This is a genomic window from Chroococcus sp. FPU101 (assembly GCF_017312365.1).
Taxonomy (GTDB): domain Bacteria; phylum Cyanobacteriota; class Cyanobacteriia; order Cyanobacteriales; family Microcystaceae; genus Chroococcus.
This window is the reverse complement of the sequence record NZ_BLJI01000014.1, coordinates 57,036-70,009: the sequence shown is the minus strand read 5'-3', so window position 1 is coordinate 70,009 and position 12,974 is coordinate 57,036. Positions and strand designations below refer to the sequence as shown.

The following is a 12,974-nucleotide window of genomic DNA, read 5'->3' as shown; positions in this document are numbered from 1 at the left end:
ATTTAGAGTTCGTTTTCACTGTGATTTTGGCTCAAGTTTTTATTTTCCTATTTTAGCTAATGCCGTTACAGTACCTAGAAGAGACTTTGGGCGTGATTTAGGTAAAAATAAGATAGATATCCATAATATGAGAAGTTAATCTCAAAACTAAAGTAATTTTTATACAAAAAACGATAGGAATAAATAATGTTAACGATCGCAATCATATCAGGGTTGATTCTCGCTTCGATTCTTTGGGTAGAAATCATTAGAGATAGTTATCACGCTCTTTCACATTATTGGACACCCTTATATCGTCTTCATGTTTGGCATCATAAGGTGTTTCGTCCCGACTTAACCGCCGCAAGTGAAGAAATTTATCGCCAAGCCCATTGGTATAATGATGTCCCTGAAGCACTGGTGATGTTACTCTTAAGCTTTGTTCCTTTGTGGGTGGGTTATTTATTTAACTGGCCGTTTTTTTGGGTGACGAGTGTCGGATCACTTTATACAGCCTTTTTTCTGGTTTGTGCGGTTTTTCGAGGTTTAGGGGTTTCTGGTATTGATGAATTAACAGATATTACTCATCGTCCTGGTCAATTTGAAAGTCTTCCCGCAGAATGGTTTATTAATCGTACCTATCATTGGCGACATCATTTTGATGACCAAAAAGCATATTATAGTGGTACATTCGCACTGGTTGATAAAATTTTGGGAACCGCATTATCACTCAAAGGAAAAACGATCGCTATTACAGGTGCATCGGGAACACTAGGACTAGCATTACTCAAACATTTAGATTGCTCAGGTGCTAAAGTAATTGCTTTATCTTCTAAAAATGAACCTATTACCCTAGATATTAATGGACAACAACAACCCATTAAAACCATTACTTGGCAAGTTGGACAAGAAAACGAACTGAGTCAACTTTTAGAAACGGTTGATATTCTGATTATTAATCATGGTACCAACGTTCATGGCGCAAGAACCCCAGAAGCCATTCTTCAATCCTATGAAATTAACGCCTTTTCTTGTTGGAGATTAATGGAACTCTTTTTTGCAACGGTTCGCACTAACAAAGATATTGCCTGTAAAGAAGTGTGGGTGAATACATCCGAAGCAGAAGTGAACCCCGCATTGAGTCCCTTATATGAACTCAGTAAAAGAACAATAGGAGATCTGATTACCCTACGTCGTCTAGATGCGCCCTGTGTCGTTCGTAAACTAATTCTTGGCCCCTTTAAAAGTAATCTTAATCCCATTGGTGTCATGTCGGCTGATTGGGTTGCTCAACAAATTATTAAACAAGCTAAAGCCGATTTCCGCAATATAATCGTTACAATCAATCCTATTACCTTTATTGCGTTTCCAATAAAAGAGTTTTTTGTTTCTTGGTATTTCAAATTATTTAGCCAAAAGCCTAACTCTTAGGAAATGAATTTTGGATTTTCAACAAAAAAGTAGATTAAAATATACTGAGGATTAAATCATCTAAATCGCCAAAAAATTACTTTAAACCTTTAGACAGTTTGAAATTATAGGCTACTATCACGTTTAATAAACTAATGCTAATACAAACCATAATTAATCGGATTACAGCAGCTATTACTACTGGAGTAGATATCAAAGGCTGGCTTATTATTGCAGGCATATTATTGATTTATGCAGCTATTTCGATTCCCATTGGTTTAAAAACAAGATGTTTAACAATTACACCTCTACCTAAAGGATGGGCTAAAAAAATACTTAGTATGATTCGTGTTTTGATTATTCCTGTTATCCCAGAAGAATTACTATTTAGAGTGATTTTACTTCCTCATCCTTTCACCGAAAAAATACCCGAAATGCAATGGATGATGATAGCAATTATTTTTTTAGCGATATTTATTTTTTATCATCCTATTCTAGCCCTAACAGTATTCCCTCCTGGATATCCAACATTTTTAGATCCCATTTTCTTAGCTTATGCAGGACTTTTAGGTTTAGCTTGTACCGTTGCCTATCGAGTAACAGGATCATTTTGGGGAATTGCGTTTATTCACTGGCTCATTGATTGGTTATGGATTTATTGTTTAGGTGGCAGAACTAAACTCGCAAAATACGATTTATTGTAAGTCTTCGATGTAAATAAAATAGTTGAAGCTTAAAGACGACGGATAAAACCCATCTATGAAAAATGATGGTCAAAAATAAATGCTTTATTAATTTCTTATTGTTGCATCATAACATGGGAAATATAATCTGTAAAAGACCATTGCTTGTCGATATTATATTGTTCAAAGATTCGCCAAGCTTGTTCGGCTAATTCTTCAGAGATCCAAACAACTTCAAGTATTCCTTGCTGTATTAAAAAATCTAGTTTTCTTTTAAAGCTAACTGTTTGACGATAACCAATATTCAATAACAATCAAGTATATGATTCATCCAAAATGTAGTTAATGGTTAGTAATCGATACTGTTTTGCTATCTTTTCTTGGTATAATATTGCAGAAGCATGATACATATCATCTTTATCAGTAAGAGCAGCTCAAGTACTGGTATTTACAAAAAGTCGATTCATTCAGGTTTACTGTAAAGGTAATAATCATGATTAATTGATGTGTTCTTCAATTGTCCGACATCAGCATCTTCTTCTAAAGAACGAAAAACATTAATTGCTTCTTCTGTCCATAGATCTGTATCTGATGCTGCCTGTATCCGAAGATTACCTTGCTGAACGAAAATTTGTAACTTTTCTTTTCCTAATCCTGCTTGCTCTAGCCAGCTTTTATCAATCCAAATTCCTTCTTGAATACCTAATACTGATTATTTCATTGTTTTCTCAACTTTAAGAATAGCTTAATCTAATATAACTTAATAAAAACTTTCTAGTATAATCCTTCCGAACTATTCTGTATAAGCCATAATAAAAAAGCGAGACTCATCTAAATTATACTCTTATGTCATTTGTTGGATTACACATACACAGTGATTACAGTTTACTTGATGGTGCTTCACAGTTACCGCAATTAATTGATCGTGCTGTCGAATTAGGAATGAGTGCGATCGCAGTTACAGATCATGGAGTGATGTATGGTGCGATCGAATTGATGAAAACTTGCCGTAATAAAAATATTAAACCGATTATTGGCAATGAAATGTATGTGATCAACGGTGATATTGAAGTTAAACAAAAAATTCGTAAATATCATCAAGTTGTTTTAGCTAAAAATACACAAGGTTACAAAAATCTAGTTAAATTAACCTCTATTTCTCATCTTCAAGGAATGCAGGGTAAAGGTATTTTTGCACGTCCTTGTATTAATAAAGATTTACTTGAAAAATATCACGAAGGATTAATTGTCACTAGCGCTTGTTTAGGAGGAGAAGTACCACAAGCAATATTAGCAGGAGACAAAGCAAGAGCGAAAGAAGTTGCTAAATGGTATAAAAAAGTTTTTGGTGATGATTATTACTTAGAAATACAAGATCATGGTTATTCCGAAGATCGAATCGTCAATGTAGAAATTGCCAAAATTGCCAAAGAATTAAATATAAAAATTGTCGCAACCAATGATTCTCATTTTACATCTTGTTACGATGTAGAAGCACATGATGCTTTATTATGTATTCAAACAGGGAAACTAATTACCGAAGAAAAACGCCTTAGATATAGTGGAAATGAATATCTAAAATCGGCTGACGAAATGCGGTTATTATTTCGGGATCATTTATCAGAAGAAATTATCGAATCAGCAATTAACAATACCGTAGAAGTTGCCGAAAAAGTTGAACCTTATCATATTATGGGGGAGCCTCGCTTACCTAAATATCCCGTCCCCCCTGGACATAATGCTGATAGTTATGTTGAAGAAATTGCTTGGCAAGGATTACAAGAACGATTAAAATGTCGCACCCGTTCTGAAATTGATCCCGTTTATAAACAGCGTTTAGAATATGAATTAAAAATGCTACAGAAAATGGGATTTTCTACCTATTTTTTAGTTGTTTGGGATTATATTAAATACGCTAGAGATCATAATATTCCTGTTGGGCCAGGTAGAGGATCAGCCGCGGGTTCTTTAGTAGCTTATTGTCTTAAAATTACAAATATTGATCCCGTTCATCATGGATTATTATTTGAACGTTTTTTAAATCCAGAACGTCAATCAATGCCAGATGTTGATACAGATTTTTGTATTGAAAGACGCGATGAAATGATTCAATATGTCACCGATAAATATGGTGAAGCGAATGTTGCTCAAATTATTACATTTAACAGACTCACTTCAAAAGCAGTTCTTAAAGATGTTGCAAGAGTATTAAATATTCCCTACGCTGAATCAGACAAAATGGCAAAACTCATTCCAGTTTCTCGGGGTAAACCAACCCCTTTAGCTGTCATGATTTCTGATCAAACACCTGAACCCGAATTTAAACAAAGATATGATTCAGATCCTCAAGTAAAACACTGGTTAGATATGGCCATAAGAATTGAAGGAACTAACAAAACCTTTGGAGTTCATGCGGCGGGTGTCGTCATTTCTTCTCAACCTTTAGATGAAATTGTACCGCTACAAAAGAATAATGATGGTGCAGTGATTACTCAATATTATATGGAGGATTTAGAGCCCTAGGTTTATTAAAAATGGACTTTTTGGGGCTTAAAAACCTGACAACTCTGCAAAAAGCCGTCGAATTTATTAAACAAAATAAAGGAGATAACCTTGATTTAGATCAAGTTCCTTTAGAAGAAAGAAAAGCGATGAAAATATTAGCTAAAGGAGATGTTAAAAAACTTCCACCCGATATCAAAAAAACCTATGAATTGTTAGAAAAAGGAGATTTAGAAGGAATCTTCCAACTAGAATCTCAAGGAATGCGGCAAATTGTCCAAGAGTTAAAACCCTCTGGAATTGAAGATATTTCCTCTATTTTAGCTCTCTATCGACCAGGGCCATTAGATGCAGGTCTTATTCCTTTATTTATTAATCGAAAACATGGGCGAGAACCAATTGAATATCAACATACTCTCCTAGAACCGATCTTACAAGAAACTTACGCCGTCCTTGTGTATCAAGAACAAATCATGAAAATGGCGCAAGATTTAGCAGGTTATTCTCTAGGAGAAGCTGACTTATTGCGTCGTGCGATGGGTAAGAAAAAAATGTCAGAGATGCAGAAACATCGAGAGGCATTTATTGATGGTTCGATGAAAAATGGTGTAGATCGAAAAACGGCCGAAAATTTATTCGATCAAATGGTCAATTTTGCTGAATATTGTCTCAGTTATGATACTCAAATATTAACTGTTGAATATGGATTAATGCCGATCGGAAAAATTGTCGAAGAAGAGATCGAGTGTACTGTTTATACCGTTGATCATAATGGCTATGTTTATACTCAAGCGATCGCACAATGGCACAACCGAGGAACACAAGAAGTTTTTAAATATACTCTCGAAGATGGTTCAATCATTAAAGCCACCAAAGACCACAAGTTCATGACAGAAGATGGCGAAATGCTGCCCATTGATGAAATATTTGAGAAAGACTTAAATTTAAAACAGATTAGTATTTTAAAGCCCACTCAAACTCTATTTCTAAATTATATCTGATTGGTCACAGGGTGCAGTAGCCGTGTTCTACCAAGCAGATTTTCAGAAACTACCTTAATTTAATGCTTGTTTGGAACGGAGAGGGAGGGATTCGAACCCTCGAGGGGATTGCTCCCCTAACAACTTAGCAGGCTGCCGCTTTCGACCACTCAGCCACCTCTCCAAAATTACAGAATTTCATTATAGCAGATGTTGAGAATTTGTCGCTAGGGGTAAAAAATCTTTCTTACGTTAAATATTGCAACACATTCTCTAATCAGGTTGACGCTTTTGATTTAAGATTTAGACTTAAATACAGCCTTTTTTTAAGGAGAACTCAATGTACACATTATTAGTAGCTGCGGCATCTTCTGTTCCCCGCACGATTGAATGGAGTCCCAAGGTAGCTATTGTCATGATTATCTGCAATATTATAGCGATCGCTTTTGGTAAAGCTACCATCCAAAGACAAAAAGACGGGCCTCAGTTACCCTCCCCTGAATTATTTGGTGGTTTGAGCTTAGGTGCTTTACTCGGTACTACTAGCTTTGGTCATATCTTAGGAGTAGGTGCGATTCTAGGTCTATCCAGACTCGGCGTACTCTAAGATTAATCAATCGAGGCGTAGTCTAAATGCTACGTCTCTAACTGTTGAAACAGTTTTTTCACTTTGGCTAAATCTTTATCCCCCGGCGATCGCTCTACTCCACTTGATAGATCAATGCCATTGGGAGAAGTTAAACTTAGTGCATCATTAATGTTATCGGGTGTTAGTCCGCCAGCCAGTAACCAGGGAAGAGGCGGCGTAAAACTGGCTAATTTGTCCCAATCTAAGGTTTTGCCCGTCCCACCGAGTAAATTTGGATGATAAGCATCTAACAGCAACGTATCAACACTATTAAAATATGCTTCGGACTCAACTAAAGCGTCTGTCGTTTTAATTCTGAGTGCTTTAATAATTTCAATTTGGGGTAAAGTCTGTTTAAGATGAAAGCAAAATTCGGGAGATTCATCACCATGTAATTGTATTCCTGTTAAACTTGTCTCTGAAACCATTTGAATAATTAAATCCGTTTCTGTATTAGCAAACACTCCAATGCAATCGATCTTTGTTGAAAGGCTTTCTGTTAGGCTTTTAAGCACAGAAGGTGAGACATAACGGGGTGAGGTTGGCACACACATAAATCCTAAAGCCGTTGCGCCATATTGAGCGATCGCTTTTCCCTGTTCAAGCTCAGTGATTCCACAAATTTTAATTCTCATTTATCCTTAATTGATGTAGCAAAACGTAATAAAAACCATTAAGTATTCAAACAAAATCTATTTTAGGGCTGAGAGCTTCCTATAATGCCTTTTGTTATTATTATTACCTAAAAATTTATTAACTAAGGAGTTAATCAAATGTTTACTTCTAGCTTAATCTTAGCGGCACAACCTACAACACCCCATACTGTCGCTTGGAGTCCTTCAACTGCATTAGTCATGATTTTTTGTAATCTCTTAGCGATCATCATTGGCTATTATGCAATTCAAAACCCTAGTAAAGGCCCTCGTTTACCCATTCCTCAGTTAGCTTCACGTAAACCTTTTGGTGTTCCCGAACTTTTAGCTACTGCTAGTTTCGGGCATATTTTGGGAGCGGGAGTGATATTAGGTTTGTCTAATGCGGGTATTCTCTAAATTAGATCTTAGGTTGTTGGATGCTTAATCTAAGTTCCAATAACCTTAATTTTAGAATTATCCTGCCGTAATGTTAAAATCTTTTCTCTCCCTTTTCTTACAACAAAATTGTCCTCTTTGCGAAAGAATCACAGAACAAAAAATTTGTCAAGACTGTTTAAAACAAATCCACAGTCAGCAATTTAAAAATACTGCTCAGTTTTGGTCGGATGAACTCCCCTTATTTGTGTGGGGAAACTATGAAGGGAAATTAAAACAAGCGATCGCCGCATTAAAATACGAGCGTCATGCTGAATTAGGTGAAATGATGGGACAATGGATCGCTCAAGCTTGGCTTAAATCCTTGGCGCGAAAACAATTAATTTTGATTCCAATTCCGATTCATGCCCAAAAATTAAAAGAAAGAGGTTTCAATCAAGCAGAATTAATTGCTAAAGGATTTAGTCAAGTCACAGGTTATCCGATACAGCCACAGGCTTTAATCCGAAGTAAAGAAACGAAGGCAATGTATAGCTTAAAACCCAAAGAACGGGAAGAAAATCTTAAAAATGCCTTTAAAATTGGAAAATTAAATCAATCTAAAACTAATGTACTATTAATCGATGATATTTATACTACTGGAACAACAGCAAAAGAGGCGGTCAAATGTTTGCGATCGCATCATATACCAGTTATCGGAATTGCAACACTGGCCACGACTAAACAAATTTAATCTTTATATAATTTGGGAAAAGTGCTATTAATAAAAATAAAAAATCATTGGATATGCAAAAACTTAGCTTTTTATTATCCCTACTCGCTGTATTATCCTTTAACAATACTTTTTTAAACGCCCAAGAAACCCCAGTCACTCCTACCATTCCCTTAGAGCCAAATCAGACCCCAGTTACCCCCATTACTCCGCCCCCTGGTAGCTTACCGACGAATTCGACTCCGACGACTAAACCCCCTGAACTGATTGAAACCCGCTTAGTTTTGAAATTAAAACAGCGTCGTGTCTTTGTTTTCAAAGGAGATAAACAGGTTGCAAGTTTTCCTGTAGCAGTTGGGAAAAAAGGATGGGAAACCCCAACAGGTAATTTTAAAATCATCCAAATGGTGAGAAACCCCACTTGGCAAAATCCTTGGACGGGTAAAGTGATTCCTGCAGGGCCAAAAAATCCCATTGGCGAACGTTGGATCGGTTTTTGGACAGATGGTAAAAACCACATTGGCTTTCATGGCACCCCAACGATTAACAGTATTGGCCAAGCTGCATCGCATGGATGTGTCAGAATGCTCAATAAAGATGTGATTGCTATGTTTGAACTGGTTAAAGTCGGAACCCCTGTCATTGTGCAGCATCAGTGAAGAGTAGAGGAATCTCTCACTAAAGAGGGGGTGAAAAAGAGCTAAGATCAAACTAAAAGTTAATCTTAATCATCAATTGTTATGGTGACTGCTACTCAATATCGTTACAGCGATGAACAAATTTCGGCTTGGTTACGGGGTTTATTAACCATTGCTTGGGCGGATGGGCATTTTGATCCAGAAGAACAGGATATGATTGCTCAAGTCACAAAAGATTTAGAAGTCAGTCAAGAAAATGTATTTTTTCAATCCATCACCCCACAAGATTTAGCCGAAAAATTGGGACAAGACGAACACACAGCCGAAAACTTTTTACGAACGGCGGTTCTAGTTTCCCTTGCTGATGGCGTATATTCTAGTCAAGAAGCAGAGATTATCTTGAAGTTTCGAGATGCGTTGGGAGTAAAAGTAGAAGCATTGGAAGCCCTACAACATACCCTGTGTGAAGTTCCACAAGACACACAGGAAACCGAATACAAACGTGAAAATTTAGTTAGCCCTCCTCATGCACACCCTGATGTATTACATCCGATGAAAGACTGGTTAGACGAGATGGATGTACAAGATCCTCGCGTCGCCCGTTTCATCTGTAAAATGGTTCCCCCTCAATGTCCTTTTGAACGGGATGTCAAGTTGTTTGGACACAAAATTGTTCATATTCCCCCGCTATGTAAACTTAATCCCTTGTATGAACAATTAGTTGGCTTACGTTTTCGGGCGTTATCCTACTTAGCTGATGATTGCAAGGAAGACATTTCCGAATATATATAGGTACTATTCATGCAGTTTATTGATCTTTCAGAAATAGAAGTTATTGGTGGTAAAGGGGGAGATGGTTTAGTTGCCTTCCTTAGAGAAAAATATGTACCCGCAGGCGGCCCGTCTGGAGGTAATGGCGGTTATGGCGGTTCGGTTATTTTCGTTGCACAGGAAAATTTACAAACTCTGCTTGATTTTAAATATAGTCGTCTGTTTAAAGCGGATGATGGAAAGCGAGGTGGGCCAAATAATCGTACTGGTGCTAATGGAAAAGATTTAATTGTAGAAGTTCCTTGCGGGACAGTTATTTATGATATTGAAAGTGAGGAACTGATAGGGGATTTAGTGACACATGGTCAAAGGTTTTGTGTTGCCAAAGGTGGTAAAGGTGGACTGGGAAATAAGCATTTTTTAAGCAACAGTAACCGCGCCCCTGAATACGCTTTACCTGGTTTAGAAGGAGAACATAAGTACTTACGGCTGGAATTAAAATTACTCGCTGAGGTGGGTATTATTGGTTTACCGAATGCGGGCAAATCCACTTTAATTTCTGCTTTATCGGCAGCCCGTCCCAAAATTGCTGATTATCCTTTTACGACTTTGGTTCCTAATTTGGGTGTTGTTCGTAAACCGACAGGGGATGGAACCGTGTTTGCAGATATCCCTGGTTTAATTGAGGGGGCGCATACTGGAGTTGGTCTAGGCTATGAGTTTTTGCGTCATATCGAACGAACTCGCGTACTATTACATTTAGTTGATCTGACGGCTGAAGATCCTTTGCAAGATTATCAGATTATTCAACAAGAATTAGAAGCTTACGGGAAAGGTTTAATCGATCGTCCACAAGTTCTAGCCTTGAATAAAGTCGATGCAGTGTTACCAGAGGATATAGAACTTTTAAGAACCGAATTTAGTCAAATAACCCGTGATCCGATCGTTATGATTTCTGCTGTATCGCGGACTGGATTAGAGGAACTCTTACAATTAGTTTGGGACAAGCTAGATGATTTACCTCAAGAAGAAGTTCAACTTAAAAGCAGTATCTTTAAGATAGAAGCTCCTTAATTGCTCAATTCATGAGTGATATCACTTTAGCTTGCCCCGATCCTATCTATTATGATTGATTATTTTCTAGAACAGACTCAGTTGCTTCTTTAAACGTTCTGCTTGCATTTCCTACAGTATCGCTAAATTTTTCGCCGATACTAGCATCTTCATCATACGCTCTTAGGTCACGTCCTCTGGGTGATGGCTCATTAAAACTAGCACGATTATCGTTCTCAGTTTTTTTGAGTTGGTTTTGAGCGCGTTCTAAACCTCTATGATCAGCACTTTTAGAAGCATTTTCAAATGCTGCGGTTTCGGGTTCAATGGAGTGATCAACTTTATTTGGATTTATTGTCGCTGCTTGAGCATTGCTTATCATAAATAAAGTGACTAAGCTAAGGCTAAGGACAAATAAACTTAAACCTTTAAAAATATTTTTGACAAAACTCATTTGTTTACTCCTGATTTTTTCAATATTAAGAATGGATGGTTTTGGGGGTTTTGTAGGTCTTCAAAACTTTATTTGTAATAATCAGATCCAGAACGGGTTGTTGTTGGATCGGTATTAACGTCGCTGCGATATACTGTCTCATGTTTGCGACGTTTTAATCCAAATAAACCTAACAAACCAAGTAAACCAAGCCAACCCCAGTTATTATTATCTTCATAACGATTTACAACCGTAGGATCTGTTGTGTTTGTCGTTCCAGTGGTTCCTGTTCCAGTGGAGTCAGTCGTACCTGTAGTTCCAGTGGAATCAGTCGTACCTGTAGTTCCAGTCGTATCGGTAGAAGAAGTACCTGTTAAACCAGTGCTGCCAGATGTTCCAGTGCTTCTTGTCGCTCCAGATGGATCGGTAGTACCTGTACCTGTGGTTCCCATCGTATCAGTGGTACCTGTAGTACCTGTAGTTCCAGTGGTTCCAGTCGTATCGGTAGAAGAAGTACCTGTTAAACCAGTGCTGCCCGTGGTTCCAGTGCTTCTTGTTGCTCCTGCTGGATCGGTAGTGCTTGTACCAGTAGTTCCTGTAGTACCAGTTGTGCCTGATGTACTAGAACCAGAAGTTGTACCACTCGGAGAAACTTGTGCAGAAACTGGGATTGTTATTGCTAAAGTTGAAACAGCAGTCGCAACCAAGCCGACACGCCAAGCTTTAGATGATTTTAAAGTTTTCATGGTTAGTTTACCCGATCTGTGAATTTGCTTTTACAAGTCTGTTTTTAGTACCCACAAATCAGTGTCTGCTATTCTTTTCTTTTTTTACTCCTACTTGAGTTTGATTGTTCTCTAATTCTTTTTGATGAAAATTTATTGATTTTGAAGTCTAACTTTTAATATAAGTAAATGGTTAAATGTCAAGTGGATGATTTTTATTTTGTATTTAAGCCTATTTATATATTTATAAAAAATTAAAAATGTTTTATAATTCAGTTAAAAAATTAAAAATTGAGTTGATTGCAAAGCATTCACTTTAAATACTTCTTAATGTTGAGTTAACTTAAATCTAAGATTCGCTACAATATAAAAATCAGATTCAAAAAATCGTTACAGTCGATGCGATCCGAGGAATAGAGGGAATGACAAAAATCGTTAAGCAAAAAGCTAAAACACTTGCGGATTGGGCTTATATAGCGATTGATAAGCATTTTAACAAGATTTTAAAGCACGAAGCAGAAGTAATACAAGACAAAGAGCCAGAAGAATTACATCAAATGCGTGTAGGAATGAGACGTTTAAGAAGTGCGATCGCTGGATTCTCCTATGCTTTAGCTTTACCTAAATCAGCTAATCAAAAAAATGTTGGTAAAGTCGCCAGAATTTTAGGAGAATTGAGAGATATTGATGTTTTAGAAGAAGCGTTTGAAAAACATTACCAACCCTTGTTACCTTCTCAAGAACAAAAGGCTTTAAATCAAGCTATTAAAGCTTTATCAAATGAAAGAAAAAAATCTTTTAAAAAGGTTAAAGATATCTTAAATGATGATCTATATTTTGATTTAAAAGATGGTTTTCAAAAATGGTTAGAGCAACCAGTATATCAAGAGATGGGCTATTTACAAATTCAGACGGTATTACCTGATTTATTACTTCCTCAAGTGAGTAATTTTCTTTTACATCCAGCATGGTTAATGGGTAGTGTGATTAAAGAGCGAATTGAATTCAATCAATCTTGGACACAGCAAGAGGTAGAAGATTTATTACATCAACAAGGTCATATTTTACACGATTTGCGAAAAGAAGCTAAACGAACTCGTTACAATATGGAGTTATTTACTCAATTTTATGATGAACTTTATCAACACTATTTAGACGATGTTAAAGCCATTCAAGCTGTTTTAGGAGAAATTCAAGACTGTTTTGTTTTAGCTACTTTTTTGTCTGAAGTGTTTGGCAAAAATATCGATAAGGAAATTCCAACTTTATTAAAACAATTACAGGAAACAAGATATCAAAAATGGCTGGAATGGCAAGCATTACAACATAAATTCTTAAATGCTGAAACTCGAAAAGATTTTCATTTAACCATTCTAAAATCTAAATCTACTGAATTAGTTTCGGAAAATGGTTCAAATCATGCTTAATG

Annotated in this window: 13 protein-coding genes, 1 tRNA gene and 1 pseudogene; 10 read left to right on the top strand and 5 right to left on the bottom strand. The window is 36.6% G+C overall.

Translation table 11 applies throughout. The features are described 5' to 3' along the window. Window positions 1-186: 186 nt before the first annotated feature. Complete coding sequence (locus CFPU101_RS13855; RefSeq protein ID WP_206815933.1) at window positions 187-1,410, top strand: bifunctional sterol desaturase/short chain dehydrogenase; 1,224 nt, start codon at window positions 187-189, stop codon at window positions 1,408-1,410. 134 nt (window positions 1,411-1,544) lie between these two features. Beyond that, on the top strand, window positions 1,545-2,093 hold the full coding sequence (locus CFPU101_RS13850) for a type II CAAX prenyl endopeptidase Rce1 family protein (protein WP_206815932.1): 549 nt from the start codon (window positions 1,545-1,547) through the stop codon (window positions 2,091-2,093). A gap of 95 nt (window positions 2,094-2,188) precedes the next feature. Here CFPU101_RS13850 and CFPU101_RS13845 read toward each other — a convergent pair whose 3' ends face one another. Continuing rightward, on the bottom strand, window positions 2,189-2,386 hold the full coding sequence (locus CFPU101_RS13845) for a hypothetical protein (protein ID WP_206815931.1): 198 nt from the start codon (window positions 2,384-2,386) through the stop codon (window positions 2,189-2,191). Between the two features lie 532 nt (window positions 2,387-2,918). Between CFPU101_RS13845 and CFPU101_RS13840 the strand changes: the two are divergent. Continuing rightward, window positions 2,919-5,575, top strand: a pseudogene (locus CFPU101_RS13840) (DNA polymerase III subunit alpha). Between the two features lie 76 nt (window positions 5,576-5,651). Here CFPU101_RS13840 and CFPU101_RS13835 read toward each other — a convergent pair. Beyond that, a tRNA-Ser gene (locus tag CFPU101_RS13835) sits at window positions 5,652-5,738 on the bottom strand. 156 nt (window positions 5,739-5,894) lie between these two features. Here CFPU101_RS13835 and psaK (CFPU101_RS13830) point away from each other — a divergent pair. Beyond that, entirely contained in the window at window positions 5,895-6,161 is a 267-nt protein-coding gene (psaK, locus tag CFPU101_RS13830; protein WP_206815930.1) for a photosystem I reaction center subunit PsaK, read from the top strand. A 29-nt stretch (window positions 6,162-6,190) separates the two neighbouring features. Here psaK (CFPU101_RS13830) and CFPU101_RS13825 read toward each other — a convergent pair whose 3' ends face one another. Continuing rightward, a complete protein-coding gene (locus tag CFPU101_RS13825) occupies window positions 6,191-6,817 on the bottom strand; it encodes a phosphoribosylanthranilate isomerase (RefSeq protein WP_206815929.1) in 627 nt (208 codons plus the stop codon). Window positions 6,818-6,955: 138 nt separating this feature from the next. Here CFPU101_RS13825 and psaK (CFPU101_RS13820) point away from each other — a divergent pair, with 138 nt between their 5' ends. The 5 genes from psaK (CFPU101_RS13820) to obgE all read left to right on the top strand — a co-directional run bounded on the left by psaK (CFPU101_RS13820) (window position 6,956) and on the right by obgE (window position 10,408). Continuing rightward, complete coding sequence (gene psaK / locus CFPU101_RS13820; protein WP_206815928.1) at window positions 6,956-7,234, top strand: photosystem I reaction center subunit PsaK; 279 nt, start codon at window positions 6,956-6,958, stop codon at window positions 7,232-7,234. Window positions 7,235-7,304: 70 nt separating this feature from the next. Beyond that, window positions 7,305-7,946 carry a ComF family protein gene (locus CFPU101_RS13815; RefSeq protein WP_206815927.1) on the top strand — a complete coding sequence of 214 codons (642 nt, stop codon included), beginning with the start codon at window positions 7,305-7,307 and terminating at the stop codon, window positions 7,944-7,946. A gap of 53 nt (window positions 7,947-7,999) precedes the next feature. After that, window positions 8,000-8,584 carry a L,D-transpeptidase gene (locus CFPU101_RS13810; RefSeq protein ID WP_206815926.1) on the top strand — a complete coding sequence of 195 codons (585 nt, stop codon included), beginning with the start codon at window positions 8,000-8,002 and terminating at the stop codon, window positions 8,582-8,584. An 81-nt stretch (window positions 8,585-8,665) separates the two neighbouring features. Next, window positions 8,666-9,355, top strand: coding sequence for a Mo-dependent nitrogenase C-terminal domain-containing protein (locus tag CFPU101_RS13805; protein ID WP_206815925.1), 690 nt, complete (start codon window positions 8,666-8,668; stop codon window positions 9,353-9,355). A gap of 9 nt (window positions 9,356-9,364) precedes the next feature. After that, complete coding sequence (gene obgE, locus CFPU101_RS13800; protein ID WP_206815924.1) at window positions 9,365-10,408, top strand: GTPase ObgE; 1,044 nt, start codon at window positions 9,365-9,367, stop codon at window positions 10,406-10,408. 49 nt (window positions 10,409-10,457) lie between these two features. Here the strand turns inward: obgE and CFPU101_RS13795 are convergent, their stop codons facing one another. Both CFPU101_RS13795 and CFPU101_RS25615 read right to left on the bottom strand, forming a co-directional pair. Next, the gene (locus CFPU101_RS13795; protein ID WP_206815923.1) at window positions 10,458-10,841 is read right to left on the bottom strand and encodes a hypothetical protein; all 384 of its coding nucleotides are present in this window, start codon (window positions 10,839-10,841) and stop codon (window positions 10,458-10,460) included. A 68-nt stretch (window positions 10,842-10,909) separates the two neighbouring features. Then, the gene (locus tag CFPU101_RS25615; protein ID WP_242577967.1) at window positions 10,910-11,566 is read right to left on the bottom strand and encodes a WGxxGxxG-CTERM domain-containing protein; all 657 of its coding nucleotides are present in this window, start codon (window positions 11,564-11,566) and stop codon (window positions 10,910-10,912) included. Between the two features lie 401 nt (window positions 11,567-11,967). On the opposite strand from CFPU101_RS25615, the gene CFPU101_RS13785 reads away from it, so the two are divergent. Then, entirely contained in the window at window positions 11,968-12,972 is a 1,005-nt protein-coding gene (locus CFPU101_RS13785; RefSeq protein ID WP_206815922.1) for a CHAD domain-containing protein, read from the top strand. The last annotated feature ends 2 nt before the right edge of the window (window positions 12,973-12,974 follow it).

Bases quoted from the DNA above. Each gene is read 5' to 3' on its own strand.
- CFPU101_RS13855 (WP_206815933.1), top strand. From the start codon at position 187: ATGTTAACGATCGCAATCATATCAGGGTTGATTCTCGCTTCGATTCTT.
- CFPU101_RS13850 (WP_206815932.1), top strand. From the start codon at position 1,545: ATGCTAATACAAACCATAATTAATCGGATTACAGCAGCTATTACTACT.
- psaK (WP_206815930.1), top strand. From the start codon at position 5,895: ATGTACACATTATTAGTAGCTGCGGCATCTTCTGTTCCCCGCACGATT.
- CFPU101_RS13825 (WP_206815929.1), bottom strand. From the start codon at position 6,817: ATGAGAATTAAAATTTGTGGAATCACTGAGCTTGAACAGGGAAAAGCG.
- psaK (WP_206815928.1), top strand. From the start codon at position 6,956: ATGTTTACTTCTAGCTTAATCTTAGCGGCACAACCTACAACACCCCAT.
- CFPU101_RS13815 (WP_206815927.1), top strand. From the start codon at position 7,305: ATGTTAAAATCTTTTCTCTCCCTTTTCTTACAACAAAATTGTCCTCTT.
- CFPU101_RS13810 (WP_206815926.1), top strand. From the start codon at position 8,000: ATGCAAAAACTTAGCTTTTTATTATCCCTACTCGCTGTATTATCCTTT.
- CFPU101_RS13805 (WP_206815925.1), top strand. From the start codon at position 8,666: ATGGTGACTGCTACTCAATATCGTTACAGCGATGAACAAATTTCGGCT.
- obgE (WP_206815924.1), top strand. From the start codon at position 9,365: ATGCAGTTTATTGATCTTTCAGAAATAGAAGTTATTGGTGGTAAAGGG.
- CFPU101_RS13795 (WP_206815923.1), bottom strand. From the start codon at position 10,841: ATGAGTTTTGTCAAAAATATTTTTAAAGGTTTAAGTTTATTTGTCCTT.
- CFPU101_RS25615 (WP_242577967.1), bottom strand. From the start codon at position 11,566: ATGAAAACTTTAAAATCATCTAAAGCTTGGCGTGTCGGCTTGGTTGCG.
- CFPU101_RS13785 (WP_206815922.1), top strand. From the start codon at position 11,968: ATGACAAAAATCGTTAAGCAAAAAGCTAAAACACTTGCGGATTGGGCT.